This is a genomic window from Lysinibacillus sp. NPDC093210, assembly GCF_044753985.1.
Lineage (GTDB): Bacteria > Bacillota > Bacilli > Bacillales_A > Planococcaceae > Lysinibacillus.
Genome location: NZ_JBIVOE010000004.1, coordinates 305,272 through 319,925, shown reverse-complemented (window position 1 = coordinate 319,925; position 14,654 = coordinate 305,272). Strand labels below are relative to the sequence as shown.

General features: G+C 37.0%; 16 protein-coding genes. 12 read left to right on the top strand and 4 right to left on the bottom strand.

What is annotated here, in order from left to right; translation table 11 throughout:
• The first annotated feature begins 38 nt into the window (after positions 1–38).
• From ACIP9C_RS12910 to ACIP9C_RS12895, 4 genes are read left to right on the top strand one after another with little or no spacing between them, the layout of a single operon-like run.
• Positions 39–755, top strand: a complete 717-nt coding sequence (locus ACIP9C_RS12910; RefSeq protein ID WP_401011157.1) for a carboxymuconolactone decarboxylase family protein — start codon at positions 39–41, stop codon at positions 753–755.
• A gap of 13 nt (positions 756–768) precedes the next feature.
• On the top strand, positions 769–1,455 hold the full coding sequence (locus ACIP9C_RS12905; RefSeq protein WP_401011156.1) for a CoA transferase subunit A: 687 nt from the start codon (positions 769–771) through the stop codon (positions 1,453–1,455).
• On the top strand, positions 1,448–2,083 hold the full coding sequence (locus tag ACIP9C_RS12900) for a 3-oxoacid CoA-transferase subunit B (RefSeq protein ID WP_401011155.1): 636 nt from the start codon (positions 1,448–1,450) through the stop codon (positions 2,081–2,083). Before ACIP9C_RS12905 ends, ACIP9C_RS12900 begins: the two co-directional genes overlap by 8 nt.
• A 12-nt stretch (positions 2,084–2,095) precedes the next feature.
• Positions 2,096–3,289, top strand: coding sequence for a thiolase family protein (locus tag ACIP9C_RS12895; protein WP_401011153.1), 1,194 nt, complete (start codon positions 2,096–2,098; stop codon positions 3,287–3,289).
• 32 nt (positions 3,290–3,321) lie between these two features.
• On the opposite strand, the gene ACIP9C_RS12890 is transcribed toward ACIP9C_RS12895, so the two are convergent.
• Positions 3,322–3,648 carry a DUF3870 domain-containing protein gene (locus ACIP9C_RS12890; RefSeq protein WP_173478792.1) on the bottom strand — a complete coding sequence of 109 codons (327 nt, stop codon included), beginning with the start codon at positions 3,646–3,648 and terminating at the stop codon, positions 3,322–3,324.
• Positions 3,649–3,757: 109 nt separating this feature from the next.
• Here ACIP9C_RS12890 and ACIP9C_RS12885 point away from each other — a divergent pair, with 109 nt between their 5' ends.
• The 7 genes from ACIP9C_RS12885 to ACIP9C_RS12855 all read left to right on the top strand — a co-directional run bounded on the left by ACIP9C_RS12885 (position 3,758) and on the right by ACIP9C_RS12855 (position 11,480).
• A complete protein-coding gene (locus ACIP9C_RS12885; RefSeq protein ID WP_401011150.1) occupies positions 3,758–5,089 on the top strand; it encodes a short-chain fatty acid transporter in 1,332 nt (443 codons plus the stop codon).
• A 285-nt stretch (positions 5,090–5,374) separates the two neighbouring features.
• Positions 5,375–6,004 carry a carboxymuconolactone decarboxylase family protein gene (locus ACIP9C_RS12880; protein ID WP_401011149.1) on the top strand — a complete coding sequence of 210 codons (630 nt, stop codon included), beginning with the start codon at positions 5,375–5,377 and terminating at the stop codon, positions 6,002–6,004.
• A 15-nt stretch (positions 6,005–6,019) separates the two neighbouring features.
• The gene (locus ACIP9C_RS12875) at positions 6,020–6,883 is read left to right on the top strand and encodes a 3-hydroxyacyl-CoA dehydrogenase NAD-binding domain-containing protein (RefSeq protein ID WP_401011147.1); all 864 of its coding nucleotides are present in this window, start codon (positions 6,020–6,022) and stop codon (positions 6,881–6,883) included.
• 52 nt (positions 6,884–6,935) lie between these two features.
• Complete coding sequence (locus tag ACIP9C_RS12870; protein WP_401011145.1) at positions 6,936–8,000, top strand: zinc-dependent alcohol dehydrogenase; 1,065 nt, start codon at positions 6,936–6,938, stop codon at positions 7,998–8,000.
• On the top strand, positions 8,001–8,681 hold the full coding sequence (locus tag ACIP9C_RS12865) for a cyclase family protein (RefSeq protein ID WP_401011143.1): 681 nt from the start codon (positions 8,001–8,003) through the stop codon (positions 8,679–8,681). It begins immediately after the preceding gene.
• Between the two features lie 309 nt (positions 8,682–8,990).
• Complete coding sequence (locus tag ACIP9C_RS12860; protein WP_401011141.1) at positions 8,991–10,508, top strand: DEAD/DEAH box helicase; 1,518 nt, start codon at positions 8,991–8,993, stop codon at positions 10,506–10,508.
• 192 nt (positions 10,509–10,700) lie between these two features.
• A complete protein-coding gene (locus ACIP9C_RS12855) occupies positions 10,701–11,480 on the top strand; it encodes a YqhG family protein (RefSeq protein ID WP_401011139.1) in 780 nt (259 codons plus the stop codon).
• Between the two features lie 70 nt (positions 11,481–11,550).
• On the opposite strand, the gene ACIP9C_RS12850 is transcribed toward ACIP9C_RS12855, so the two are convergent.
• Together ACIP9C_RS12850 and ACIP9C_RS12845 are read right to left on the bottom strand one after the other, a co-directional pair.
• Complete coding sequence (locus ACIP9C_RS12850; protein WP_401011138.1) at positions 11,551–11,871, bottom strand: ArsR/SmtB family transcription factor; 321 nt, start codon at positions 11,869–11,871, stop codon at positions 11,551–11,553.
• On the bottom strand, positions 11,868–12,293 hold the full coding sequence (locus ACIP9C_RS12845) for an SRPBCC family protein (protein ID WP_401011136.1): 426 nt from the start codon (positions 12,291–12,293) through the stop codon (positions 11,868–11,870). Before ACIP9C_RS12845 ends, ACIP9C_RS12850 begins: the two co-directional genes overlap by 4 nt.
• A gap of 177 nt (positions 12,294–12,470) precedes the next feature.
• Between ACIP9C_RS12845 and ACIP9C_RS12840 the strand changes: the two genes are divergently transcribed.
• The gene (locus tag ACIP9C_RS12840; protein ID WP_340821259.1) at positions 12,471–13,106 is read left to right on the top strand and encodes a LysE family translocator; all 636 of its coding nucleotides are present in this window, start codon (positions 12,471–12,473) and stop codon (positions 13,104–13,106) included.
• Between the two features lie 369 nt (positions 13,107–13,475).
• Here ACIP9C_RS12840 and ACIP9C_RS12835 read toward each other — a convergent pair whose 3' ends face one another.
• On the bottom strand, positions 13,476–14,282 hold the full coding sequence (locus ACIP9C_RS12835) for an SDR family NAD(P)-dependent oxidoreductase (protein WP_401011134.1): 807 nt from the start codon (positions 14,280–14,282) through the stop codon (positions 13,476–13,478).
• Between the last annotated feature and the right edge of the window lie 372 nt (positions 14,283–14,654).

Sequence of the window (14,654 nt, the reverse complement as noted above, 5' to 3'; positions counted from 1 at the left end):
TTTTTTTATTCAAATTTAACAAAAGGGGGATTTATTGGATGTCTACAGGATTAGAGTATTTTAAAAAAGTTTATGATGTAGTACCTGAATGGGTGCAAAAAATGCATGATTATAATCCAGCAATGCTAGACCACTATACAGCACTTCGTGGAGCAGCAATGGCACCAGGTGTACTTTCTGTAAAGGACAAGGACATTTTGTTAGTTGGCATGAATGCTGCAAGACATTATGCACGTAGTATGGTGTACCATACAAAAGGCGCAATGGATGGTGGTGCTACACTCGAAGAATTGATTGAGTACTTACTCGTAGCATTTAACTATGGTGGGGAAAAAGCCTTACAAATTGGCTTACAGTCTTTTGACTATGCGTTAGAGCTAACGAATACGAGTGCTGACAAAATTTCACATGATGCTTCAGCAAGTGATATTGTGCACTATTACAGTACGTTTGCTTCGACAGATAAAAGTAAGGCGTATTTTGAGAAATTGTTAAGTTTCATTGTTGCAAAAGATGAAAACGCTTTAAAAGTTGTGTTGCTTGATAGCAATGTTGTATCAACGCAAATGAAACATATCCTGATGACAGGAATTTACACAACAGTATTGAAAAATGAGGAAACAGATTATTGGGCTAAACAATCACGTGAAATAGGTGTAAAAGAAGCAGAATTGGCAGAGCTAGGCTATATTTGCCTATTAACAGCTGGCATTCCTTCTTGGTTTGAAATTAGTGATGCGCTTATCCAAAAGTAATGGAGTGAATACAATGAAAATTTATGAATCTGTAGAACAGGCTTTATCTTGCGTTGAAAGCGGTCAAACGATAATGGTCGGTGGCTTTGGTTTAGTAGGGGGGCCACTTACTTTAATAGATGCACTAGTAGAGTTAGAGGTTAATGACCTAACAATCATTAGCAATAACTTAGGAGAAAAAGGTAAGGGTCTTGGTAAATTGCTAGAGCAAAAGAAAGTAAAAAAGGCAATTGGATCTTACTTTACTGGCAATCGAGATGTTGGCGAAGCATTTCAACGTGGAGAACTTGAAATTGAATTATTACCCCAAGGTACATTAGCTGAATCGATTCGAGCTGGTGGTGCAGGGATTGGTGGTTATTATACAAAAACTTCTTTTGGAACAGACTTGGCGAAAGGTAAAGAAACAAAAATAATTAATGGTGAAGAATACGTTTTTGAGGAAGCGTTAAAGGCGGATGTCGCAATTATTCGTGCACATAAGGCAGATAGACTTGGAAATTTAGTGTATTACAAAACTGCGCGAAATTTTAATCCGATTATGGCAACTGCGGCGAAGACAGTCATTGTTGAGGTAGATGAAATTGTAGAAGCAGGCGAGCTAAGCAGTGATAATATCATTACTCCGCATTTATTCATTGATCGAGTGATTGTAGCACAGAAGATTTTAACGAAGGAAGGCGTTGTGGATCATGGCTAATGCAATTCAGGAGCTAATAGCAAAAAGAGCTGCAAAAGAAGTTGAAAATGGACAAATTATTAATTTGGGTATTGGTATCCCTACACTTGTTGCAAAGTATGTAGAAAATGACAATGTTCACTTTCATACAGAGAACGGCATGCTCGGAGTAGTAGGTGTAGATGAGGAGGATATTGATCCGAATGTAGTGAATGCTGGAAAAATGCCAGTAGGAGAAGCCATTGGATCATCCTTTTTTAATAGTGCAGAATCATTTGGCATGATTCGAGGGGGTCATGTGGATGTAGCCATTTTAGGCGTACTACAAGTAGATGAGCAAGCACGTATCGCCAATTGGGCAGTACCAGGGAAAAATATTATTGGTGTTGGCGGTGCAATGGATTTACTAATCGGTGCACAAAAGGTCATTGTCACGATGACGCATACATCAAAAGATGGAAAAAGTAAGATTATAAAGAATTGCACTTATCCAATTACCTCAACACGTAGCGTGGATACGATCATTACTGAATTGGCTGTTTTTAACTTTGTGGATGGACAGTTACATTTGGTTGAATTAATGCCTGAAGTTACATTACAGCAAGTAGAGGCTAGCACCGAAGCAAGTTTTGTCAATGCATTGAAATAGGAGGGAAATAGCATGAAAGAAGTAGTTATTGTAGAAGGTGTTCGAACAGCTATAGGTAAATTAGGGGGCTCATTAATCAATGAGACAGCAGATATTCTTGGCTCAACAGTTATACGTGAGCTCCTAAATCGTACACAGCTGGATCCCACTCTAATTGATGAAGTGATTTTGGGACAAGCAAAACAAAGTGCAGATCAATCCAATGTTGCACGCCTTGCATCTTTACGTGCCGAGCTACCAATTACCGTTCCAGGTTATACAGTACATCGTCAATGTGGTTCGGGACTACAATCCATTAATAATGCGGCACAGCAAATTGCTCTTGGCTATAGCGATATTATTATCGCAGGGGGAACGGAATCCATGAGTACAGCCCCATATTACTTACGAAATGCTCGTTATGGATATGGCGTTGGAAATGCTGTCATGTTAGATCCGAATACAGAAAGTCAACCAGGCTCACAACCGTTTGAAGTTTATGGCATTTCAACGATGGGTGAAACAGCAGAAAATTTAGCCGAAAAATATTCAATTTCTCGTGAAGAGCAAGATGCATTTGCGCATCTTAGTCAAGAACGTACAGCAAAGGCCATACAAGAAGGTTATTTTGACAAACAAATAGTACCTTACGAAGTGAAAAAACGAAAATCAATAGAAATTTTTGGAAAAGATGAGCATCCATTTTTAACGAGTAAAGAGAAGTTAAGTACGTTAAAGCCCGTATTTCGTAAAGGTGGAACAGTAACAGCAGGCAATAGTAGTGGGCGTAATGACGGTGCGGCTGCATTGTTAATCATGTCGAATGAAAAAGCTTTAGAACTAGGCTTTAAGCCTAAGGTGAAAATACTTGCTCAAGCAGCCGCAGGTGTAGATCCATCTATAATGGGAATCGGTCCAGTTCCAGCTACATTAAAAGCATTGAAGCAGGCAAATTTATCAATTCAAGATATTGATATTATTGAGCTAAATGAAGCCTTTGCAGCCCAATCTATCGCAGTTATCAATGAACTGGGGTTAGATATAAATCGAGTAAATCCAAACGGTGGTGCTATTGCAATGGGCCATCCTATTGGGGCAACTGGTGCCATTTTAATGACAAAACTTATTCATGAGCTTGAACGAACAGGCAAGCGTTATGGCTTAGTAACATTATGTATCGCAGGGGGACTTGGTGTTTCAACTATCGTTGAAAACTGCCAAGCATAGTGAACACCGAGTACATGACTCGGTGAAGGTGCTTAGCTATCTTTTTGAATTTTTTCAAGGTATCTTTTTTGCGCAGACTTTAGAGCTACTACGACTGAACCACTTGATGGGGCATAATAGTGCTCATCTACACGAGCAATTAATTCATCAATATTGGCCGTAAGATCAAAGCCAATCAGCATACGTTTAAAGAAATCTTGTGCAAGATCAGTAACGAATGTAAATTCTGCATCAATAATTTTATGACTTTGTTGATCGATTTCTAACACAATACCAGCATGTTTGTACATCTCGTACATAGACGTGCCTTGGGGTGCCTTAGCATAAGCGGTCACTAAAATACTAGTTAATTTTTGCAAGAAAATGCCCTCCAACATGTAAAGATTGTGATTATATTTTATCATGTTTACACGTTAAAGAGCTAATTCCAAAAATTACTTAGGAGAACACATCAAGGGGGAAAATTGTATGGAAAAGTTAACGAATTTTTTCACAAATGTAATGAAAAAATATTTACCAGATCCATTTGTATTTGCAATTGGACTTACATTATTAACGTTTGTATTGGCTCTACTAATTGAAGATATTAGTTTTGTGGACCTAACAACTGCCTGGGGTGGTGGCTTTTGGGATTTACTAGCATTTACAACACAAATGGCCGTTATTCTTGCAATGGGTTACGTATTAGCTACAGCACCAATAACGGATAAGTTATTAAATAAAATAGCAAGTATGGTTCATACGCCAAAAATGGCAATTATCGTGGCAACACTTGTTGGAGGTATCGGTAGTTATTTAAACTGGGGATTTGGTTTAGTAATTGGTGGGATTATCGCCAAAAAACTAGCGTTAAAAGTTAAAGGGGTCCATTATCCGCTAATCATTGCAGCTGCATATTCTGGATTCACTTTTTATGGATTAGGTTTATCTGCTTCTATTCCAATTTTAATTTCAACTCCAGGTCACTTCTTAGAAGATGCTATGGGATTAGTTACATTATCAGAAACAATTTTTAGCTTACCAATGATTATTACAACAGTTGTTTTGTTAATTACATTACCTTTATTTAATGCGATGCTACATCCAAAAGATCCTAAAAATGTTGTGGAGATTGATCCAGCATTATATGCAGACAAACCAAAAGCAAAATTAAACCTTTTGGAAGACAATACATTAGCAAGTAAATTAAATAACAGCCGCATTCTAGCTTACGCAATTGGTGTGTTAGGGCTGATTTATATAGTAATCTATTTCACAAATGGTAATTCATTAAACTTAAATATTTTAAACTTTATTATTTTATTCGTAGGAATTATTTTACTAGGCACACCTGCACGTTATGCTGAGCACTTAGCTGATGGGGTTAAAACAATTTCAGGAATCATACTACAATTTCCCTTCTACGCAGGGATTATGGCTATCATGGCCGCTTCTGGTTTAGTGGACACAATTGCAAAAATATTCGTTGACTTATCAAACGAGCATACCCTACCGTTTTGGGGGTTAATTAGCTCCTTCTTCATTAACTTCTTTGCACCATCTGCAGGAGGACACTGGACAGTACAAGGTCCATTTATGATTGAGGCAGCAAAAGAATTAGGTGCTTCCTTATCAGAAACATCAATGTCCGTTATGTTAGGGAATGCCTGGAACGATTTAGTACAACCATTCTGGATTTTACCAGCTCTGGCACTCTCTCGCTTAAAGCTAAAAGATATTATGGGCTTCCTTGTTATGATCATGTTCTTCGTGGGTATTATTTACATTATTGCAACATTAGCTTGGTCGTTTTTACTTTAGAAATTAAAGAGTAAGGATTAAAGGATTTCAGCAAAAAATTCGCTAAACTTCTGTGGAAAAGCGAGCCAAGCGAGCCTCCGCAGATGCTTTAGCATTTGAGAGGATTGCGGTTCGACCACAGAAAGAGAGCGGATTTTTCGCGTTAATAGAAGCTCATGAATCGCCAGGAAGACAGTGGAAACCGCCGATAAAAGCCCACAAATCGCCGGTAAACCTTCGGAAAGCGCCCGCCGTAGCGGACAGCAACGTATGTCAAATAGTCATAACCTGAGGGGGAAAATATAAATGTCCAGCATGTATCAAGCACTTCTAGCAGAAGGTACTTTAGCCAAAAGAGAAAAAACATTGTTACTTGTAGGATTATTTGCAGCAAGACGTGAGGAAAAACAAATGCTTTATTTCGTAAGGCAAGCAGTTGAAGCGGGCAATTCTGTCGCAGAAATTGCAGAACTAATTGCATCAGCCATTATTTCTAGAGGTATTCCTACTTGGTTATCTGGGATAGAAGCTATTTCTTACGCAATTCAGCTATCAGGAGACGCACAGGCCATTGAAATGGAGAAAGAGGTAGATACATTTTCCTCACAGCAGGAATGTATTGATTATTATCAAGGCGAGTTTGATGTATTACCTACATGGATTCAATATTTAGTAGATTATGCACCAGATACTTTATTAAAATATAGCAATTTGCGAACAACTTCTTTACGAGATGGGTCAGTGTCTAGATTACTAAAGGAATTATTACTGTATGCTATAAACGTTTGTGATGCCTATGAAAAAGGCATTCAGATTCATAAAGGAAATGCCATGTCACTTGGTGCGAGTGTTGATGTTTTAGTTGAGGTGAAAGCATTATGTATTTATGCAGTAGGCATACAAGTAATTTGGACTGATGAGGATAGTAAAGCTTAAGAAGGAGAACTAACAATGCAAAAAGTACTAATAATAGGCGGAGGCTTTATGGGCTCGGCTATCGCGAAATATTTAAACCAATATAACGTGAATGTCTATTTATATGAGCCTAATATAGAAAAATTACAGCAATTGAAGCAGCAATCAGACTTACAACAAATCACTTTTTTACAGCAACTAGAAAAAATTGATGGTTTAACATTTGTCTTTGAAGCGATTGTTGAAAATTTGCAAGCTAAACAAGCTTTATTCGAACAACTGGATTCATTTTATGAAAAGGAAGTTACGTTTTGTACCAATACATCGAGTTATCTAATTAGCGATATTGCTGAAAAAATGTTGCATAAAGAACGCTTAATCGGGACACATTTCTTTTCTCCCGCACATATTACCCCTTTAATAGAAGTAGTTCCTAGCGCTTTTACATCACAGGAACGAGCAAATGCTACTATGGAATTTTTACAAAGTGTTTGTAAAAAGCCTATCTTATTGAAACGGGAAATTGAGGGCTTTGTAGCAAACAGATTGCAAAGTGCACTTGCAAGAGAAGCGATGTCTTTAGTTGAGAAGGGAATTGTAACGGCTGAAGAGTTAGACTTTATTGCTAAAATGAGTCTAGGTGTGCGATTAGCCAATACAGGGCCACTTGAGCAACGGGATATAAATGGTTTAGATACGCATTATGCCATAGTCGATCATGTATACCCAACTTTAGAGAATGGTACGAAACCACTTGCGATACATCATGCGAAAATTGAAGCAAAACAATATGGAATGAAAACCAATCAGGGCTTTTACGACTGGTCATCCATCGATAAACAACAATATTTAGCGCAAAAAGAAAAGACTTTAATAGATATTATTAAATTGGTTCAGTAGAGGTTCAATATAAAGGCAGCAAATATGAATGAGAATAGGAGTAGATATGACGATGGAATATCAAGCATTAGTAAAGTGTTCAACAAAGAAAAAGGATGTTCAGTTTAAAACCTATTCTGTCCCTGAGTTAAATAGTAATGAATGTTTACTAAAGGTAAATGCCGTTGGTATTTGTGGGAGCGATTTGCATATGTATGATGGGCATGGTGGCTATGATTGGGTCACTTACCCACTTGTGCTCGGGCATGAAGTAACTGGAACAGTAATAGCTATGGGGACGGCTGGTGATCAAACATTTTTAAATAAAAGAGTGGTTATTAACCCATATAAAAGCTGTGGTGTATGTGATTATTGTCAACGTGGTGAAACGAATTGCTGTGATTTTAATGATTATAAATTGATAAAAACACCGACGGAGGCCCTTCGATATGGATTTCGTGAGGCTGGTGGCATGGCACAGTATATGGTAGTCGATGTAAATAATATTATTGTAATTGACGACGCAGTGAGTGATGAAGTCGCAGCTATTTCAGAAGCTTTAGCAGTGAGTTATACGGCAGTTTTAAAAGTAGCTGATTACAAGAAAAAGTCTGTTTTAGTCATTGGGCCTGGACCAATAGGATTAGGGGTAGCTGCTATTTTAGTAGGGGCAGGTAATGAAGAAACACATATGCTAGGGGTTCCACAAGATCAAAGTCGTTTGCAGTTAGCAAAAGAGATAGGTGTGCATGCAACATTTGTTGCTACGGAGGAACTAATACACGATAATTTTTCTGGCTATGATGCAATCATTGACTGTTCTGGACATCCAACTATTCCGAAAGAAGCTATTCGTTTACTTAAACGTGGTGGTCAGCTTGTATTAGTCGGTATCAATTCTGCTGAGTTTGCTGTTCCAATGGATCAAATTGTACGTGGTGAAATAATGATTAAAGGCAGTTATGGCATTACACAGGCTAATTATGAAGCAGTTTTACAAATGGCTGCGGATACAAAATATCCATTTAATAAGTTAATTGCACATACGGTCCCATTTAAAGATAGTCTTCTTGGTTTTGAAAGTGCGCTTAATAAAGTAAATGGAAAAGTTGTGATTCATTTTAAGGAGGAAAAATAAATGAAAATTATTGATTTAACACTAGAAATTTATGATGGCTTAGTTTCTTATACATCACATCCACCGATTGCTATACAAGAAGAATCCACTTTTGATAATTCCGGTCATCGTTACGTAGCACCATGTGAAGGATTTGAATCTCGCTTTTTACGTATGTCCGATCATAGCGGGACACATATTGACGCGCCACTTCACTTTATAAGAGGTGGGGAATCTACGGCTGAAATGGATTTAACAAAAACATATGGGGATGCTGTCTTACTTGATGTATCTCCTTTCAAAAATCCGTTTGAACCTGTTACAGCAGAGATGCTTTCACTGGCTGAGCAAAGACAAGGAATTACTGTACAGCAAGGTGATATTGTATTAGTACGAACACGCACAGCAAAGTGGGGACAAGGGGACTTTTTTGAAGAGCACGCTTTTGCCACTTGTGCAGGTGATTGGTTATTTGAGAAACAAGTAAAATGCATTGGTCTTGATTTAGCGAATATAGATGTTCATGACAATATGAAACGCGAAGTGCATATAAAGCTGCTAAGTGTTCCTATTTATATAGTAGAAAACCTAGTCAACCTTGAACAGCTACCTTTAAATGACCGTTTTACTTTTATGGCACTGCCGCTTAAATTGAAAAACTCCACTGCATCTCCAGTAAGAGCTGTCGCATATGTGAAGTAACGTGAATAACAGGAAGAGAGGGCATATAAGCCTTCTCTTTTTTTGTAATTTAAAACTATTCAAATTCCAAAAACTAGACTCCTTCTCGTAAAAAGCCTAAGCTGCGGTGAGTTCTATATCATTATGCCTCGTTTTAACCATAAAAATAGTATAAGACCAATGCCTCGAAATTATTTCTAGAGTTAATTTATTTGAGCAGTAAGAAGTCATCTGCATGTCACTTAAAATATGTATATTTTTACATGAGCAAAATCTAACATAGCTTTTTCTTTTTTGGACAACCTAATTTAGAAATAATAGCATGAGGTGATGATCATGATTGTGGAGAGGTCGTCCGATTGGCAAGAAGGCTTTATAAATAGGCTAGAAAATCAAGAAAAATGGCATAGTTGGACTTTGTACAAAATGAACTATGAAATTGTGAAAATGAATTTAATTCCGGAATTTACTGGTTTACAAGCACCTAAAGTTTTACCGAAGCTAACACCACTTGCCCATCAGCTAGAAGCAGCGCAAACCGTTATAGAACGGATGAATGGGAAAGCGATACTTGCAGATGAGGTGGGGCTTGGTAAAACAATTGAAGCAGGCTTAATACTAAAGGAATACATGATACGAGGGCTTGTGAAAAAAGCTCTGATTTTAGCACCTGCTTCTCTTATCAATCAATGGATTGAAGAATTGAATCAAAAATTTCACATTCCAGCTGTAGCGTATAAAAAAAATTGCCCGATTGAGCGTTACGATATTGTTATTATGAGCATGGATACGGCAAAAAAAAGCCCACATAAAGAACTAATTTATGCGCAAAATTATGACATGATTATTATTGACGAGGCACATAAATTAAAAAACCATAAAACTCAAATTTATGAATTTGTGCAAGGATTAAAGAAGAAGTTTTGTTTATTATTAACGGCTACACCGATTCAAAATGATGTTTTTGAGCTTTATTATCTTATTTCTTTGCTGAAGCCAGGTCATCTTGGCAATTATGAGACATTCCAATCTGCATTTTCAGCAAGCAAGCACGATTTACAACACGATGACTATTTAAAAGAACTAGTCAACCAGGTGATGGTAAGGAATCGAAGAGAGGACACAGGCATTGAGTGGACTAATAGACGTGTTCAAATTGTTCCTATCCATTTTAGCCCTGAGGAAATGGAGGTCTATCATTTACTTGGTTCGCTTACGTCTACAGGTTCCTTTTCATTAATTACTTTGCAAAAAGAGATGTGTAGCAGCAAAGAGGCAACGGCTTTAACGTTGTCTAAAATGCTAGAAAATAGTTCGGAACGCGATGAGCTAGAAGCAATTCTTGCAAAGGTTATGGCTTTAGAAGTGAATTCTAAGGCTGAGAAGACGCTTGAAATTATTGAACAGGCTGCTAAAGATAAAGTCATTATTTTTACTGAATACCGTGCAACTCAAATTTATTTACAATGGTATTTACATTCACATGGTATTACGAGTGTTTTGTTTAATGGTAAGTTCAATAAAAACAAGCGCGATTACATGAAGCATATATTTAAGGAAAAAGCTCAAGTATTGATTGCAACAGAGGCAGGTGGAGAAGGGATCAACCTTCAATTTTGCCATCATGTTATTAACTACGATTTGCCTTGGAATCCAATGAAGCTTGAGCAACGAATAGGTCGTGTTCACCGTTTAGGACAAGAACATGATGTTCATATTTATAATCTTGCTGTAGAAGATACGATTGAAAAGGATATTCTGGCACTACTGCATACAAAAATTGATGTCTTTGAAAAGGTAGTAGGAGACTTAGATGCAATCTTAACGAATTTCAAAAAATCTGTTTAACCTGCTTCAGCAGTAGTTATTTGCTTCAATTAAGTGAGGATGAATGTTAAATATAGAATTACATCCTAGCTGAATCAAGTTAAATGCCACAGCGGATGTCACAGATTTTAAAAGGAGCTTTTCGAGCAGGCATGAAAAGATGTGGACGCCATTACGCTGAGGTGTAATTGATATTGAAAGGGGGAGTGGGGCATGTATCCACAACAGGTTCACAGTTATTTACGACAATTTTTCTTTGAAAATGAATGCGATATAGTAGGTGATAGTGACCATTACCTAACAGTACAATTAACGATTGCTATTGATAAAAGAATTATGAATCGCCCCTTTTACTGGCAATACGTTGAAGCAACGAATGGCGAACCTAGCCCTGCACAAGTGACCTTTATAACAGATCAAAGTGCACTATCAGAAAAGATAATTGGGGAGGTCGTACATTTTGGTTCTCCAAGGCTAAATCAATTGTTTCAAGCTACGAGAGAGCTAGGAGCTTTTGTTCAAATGTTTCAAAAAGTAGATGCAGGTACAGGGCAAGTCATGCTTACGCCTTGGCTTGGGGTAAATTATAAAGTGTCGTATTGTTGCGATCGAACGAAAGAAATGATGTACTCTTTTGGAATTAATTTACTGACAGGGACGATGAATGATAATTTCCATGAAACAATAAATAATATCGACTGGAATATTACGCAGTCAGAAGATGCCTTTTATGTACAATATATAATTAAGCCTTTACGGGCGCTTCAACGCTTGGATGAAGCTATTGATGCAATTATCCAACAGGATGATCATACATGGGCTGAGCAAGCAAAAATGAGATGGCAACGAGATCAACGCGTATTAGATTATTTTTATGAAGATGTGGAAGAAAAGCCAGAGTGTTATGAAGTTGAGAAAAAAGCTTTAGAAGAACAATACGATGCAAAAATTAAGATTGAAATTATAAATGGTGGATTATTTTATATGAGATAAGAAAGTAAGCCGCAACAATTGCTAATGCGAATTGTTGCGGCCTAATTTTGCTGTGGGCATAAAAATTGTGCTAGTCTTTTTCGATAATGTTTTGTAATTGTACCAGCTTATTATCCCAAAATAAATGAAAGTATTGTAACCAATCTTCAATTTCTTTTAAGCGATTGATGTGTAAAGTGTAAATCTTTTCTCGGCCCTTCTTTTGGGCTGATACTAGCTTGGCTTGCTCTAATATGTGTAGATGTTTGACGACAGCAGTTCTGCTAATCGTAAAATGCTCTGAAATGACAGCTATTGGTTTATCGCTTTCGGCTAGCAGTTGTAGTACATGACGTCTTGTTGGATCAGCAATTGCTTGGAAAACATCATACTGTTCTGCAAGCTGTGTCATTTTGTTTCTACAACCTCTTTCAACTTTTTACCGACAAGCATTGTCCAACCGCCATCCATATTTTGACGAACAGCTTCCGCAGGCATGTTAGCTTTTGGAATAATATGAGATGCTTCTTTCCAGCCACCATGAGTTAATGTTAATTCTGTTTGATCTCCAGCTTGCTTTAACTCAAAAGTGACAAACCATCCATCAGTATCCCATGCAAAACGTACAAAATGAGGTGCATCTACCTTTTCCACTTTACATGGTGATGGTCCAAATGGAGATTGTAATGTAAATTCATGCCCTTCCACTAGTTTAAAATCATTTGGCATAAACCAAGAGCCAAGCTTTTCTGCATTTGTAACCGTTTCCCACGCCTTCTCGATAGGCGCATTAAGTGTAACTGTCTTAACAATATTTTGTAGTTGTTCAGGCATTTTATAGTCTCCTCTTTTTTTAAAATATAACCATAAGGTGTTATAAATATATAACACCTTATGGTTATATGTCAATCATAAAGGATATGGGGAATTTTTTTAGTGGTATCTTTTTCAGACCGGTTACGTATGGTAGAATTATTTTTATAATTTTCAGAATAACAGGAGGTGATTGGCATGGAGAATATTCCGATGTTTTTATTGATGTGTATTTTATTAATAATTTTACCGGGACCCGATACTGCTATTGCGACGAAAAATACTTTAACAGTTAATAAAAAGGGTGGGTTACAAACAATACTTGGCTCATGCTGTGGATTATTTATTCATACATTAGCTGCGGTTATCGGACTCTCTGCAATTATTGTAAAGTCAGCCTATATATTTGCTATTTTAAAATACGTTGGAGCGGTGTATTTATGCTATTTAGGTGTGAAGACATTATGGACTTTAAAAACAATTCGCACGCAGTCTCCAGTCGTAAATGATGACACTCAAATAGACATTAAGTATGGGAATCAATCATGCTTTAAGCAAGGTTTCTTAACAAATGTTACAAACCCAAAGGTAGCAGTGTTTTTTTTAACGTTCTTACCACAATTTGTAGATGGCTCAAACAGCACATTTTTCCCATTCCTGCTGATGGGACTTATTTATACCGCCTTAACGGCTTTATGGTTTATCTTCTATGTATATTTATTAGATAAAATTAGTGCTTTTATGAAGAAGCCTATGACGAAGGCAGTAATCGAGGGCCTAACAGGAACAGTTCTAATTGGCTTTGGCATTAAATTAGCGTTAGAGAAGGCCTAGGTGCCAGTTTTAGGTGCCAGGCACTCAAACAATTTCCTAAACTATCGAAGGAAAAATCCACGAAGACTCCTGCGGGAACAGCACAGAACGTAAGACGCAACAGACCGCGCGATAGCGAGGGTTGCGGCTTACGATGTGCCCGCGGAAAGCGAAGTGGATTATTCTGATTTAGGAGCCGATATTATGCGAAGTATTTTTGCGAGGTGCCAGGTACTCAAGCAATTTATTTAAAAAAAGACTGTAGACAATTCCAAATTTCTTTGGAGTTTATCTACAGCCTGAGACAACGAGAATATAAGTCTCGATATCTTTACTAACATTTTAATACTAATTGTACGTGCAAACCTTTTTAATCAACTAAAAAGGTTATTATTTTTGTTGGTTTGCAGCCCAAACATTTGTATCTGCAATTGTTGGGTTAGCAATGTAATGGCCACCTTCAATTTGAAGAGTTTGACCAGTCATAAATTTAGATTCATCAGAAGCTAAGTATACTACTGCGTAACCGATATCATCTGCTTCACCATTGTATGGTAGGGCATTATATTTTGTGAAAATTTCTAGTAAATCTTTTGGTAAATTGTTTTTAGCTGCAGGAGTTAAAATTAATCCTGGTGCTACAGCGTTACAACGGATTTTATCTTTACCATATTGAGTTGCGATATATTTAGTTAAGTGAACTACGCCAGCTTTTGTTGTACCGTAAGCTGTACGAATTTGGTCACTTGCAAATCCACCCATAGAAGCAGTGTTAATGATAGAACCACCACCAGCTTTTTGCATATGTGGAATAGCGAAACGGCTACCAAGTAATACTGATTTTAAGTTGATATTTACTAGGCGATCAAATTCTTCTAAATCCATGTTTACTACATCTAAATCTTTTTGTAAGTTTGTTGAACCTACATTGTTATATAGTACTGTTAAAGAACCGAATTGCTCAACAGTGAATTCTACTGCTGCTTTGATTGAATCAGCATCGCCAGCATCTAAAAATACTGCAGCTGCTTCATAGCCTTCTTTTACTAATGCTGCAGCAAGTTCTTTTGCCCCTTCAAGATTATAGTCAGCAATAACAACTTTTGCTCCTTCTTTCGCTAACAAAGTTGCTGCTGATAAACCTATTCCTGAAGCACCGCCAGTAACAAGTGCTACTTTATTTTCAACACGTTTCATAATAAAATTCCTCCTAGTTTGAGTGATAAACTGAGTATTGACAGTTAAACATAAATCATACTCATTACTACTTCATTTAATTGACAATAGATAGTTTACCACTAAACTAAAAAGATTTGAAATAAAAAGCATAGATTGTTCTCATTTTTTTTGCTTATGTAGAAGGGCTAAAATTAGAATTAAGCCTAGCACGCGTATCATCTCTACGTTAAATTCCGCGTATGTAATGTAATATAGAAATATTATTTTATAGTTACTTAGAATTCGTAAAAATAAGCTTTTTTAATCGTTCCTCCATAATCTTTTTCTTTTCTAGACGGTCCTTTCTAATATAAAACATTCTTCGTAACAAGAATCCTCCTAATATAATGG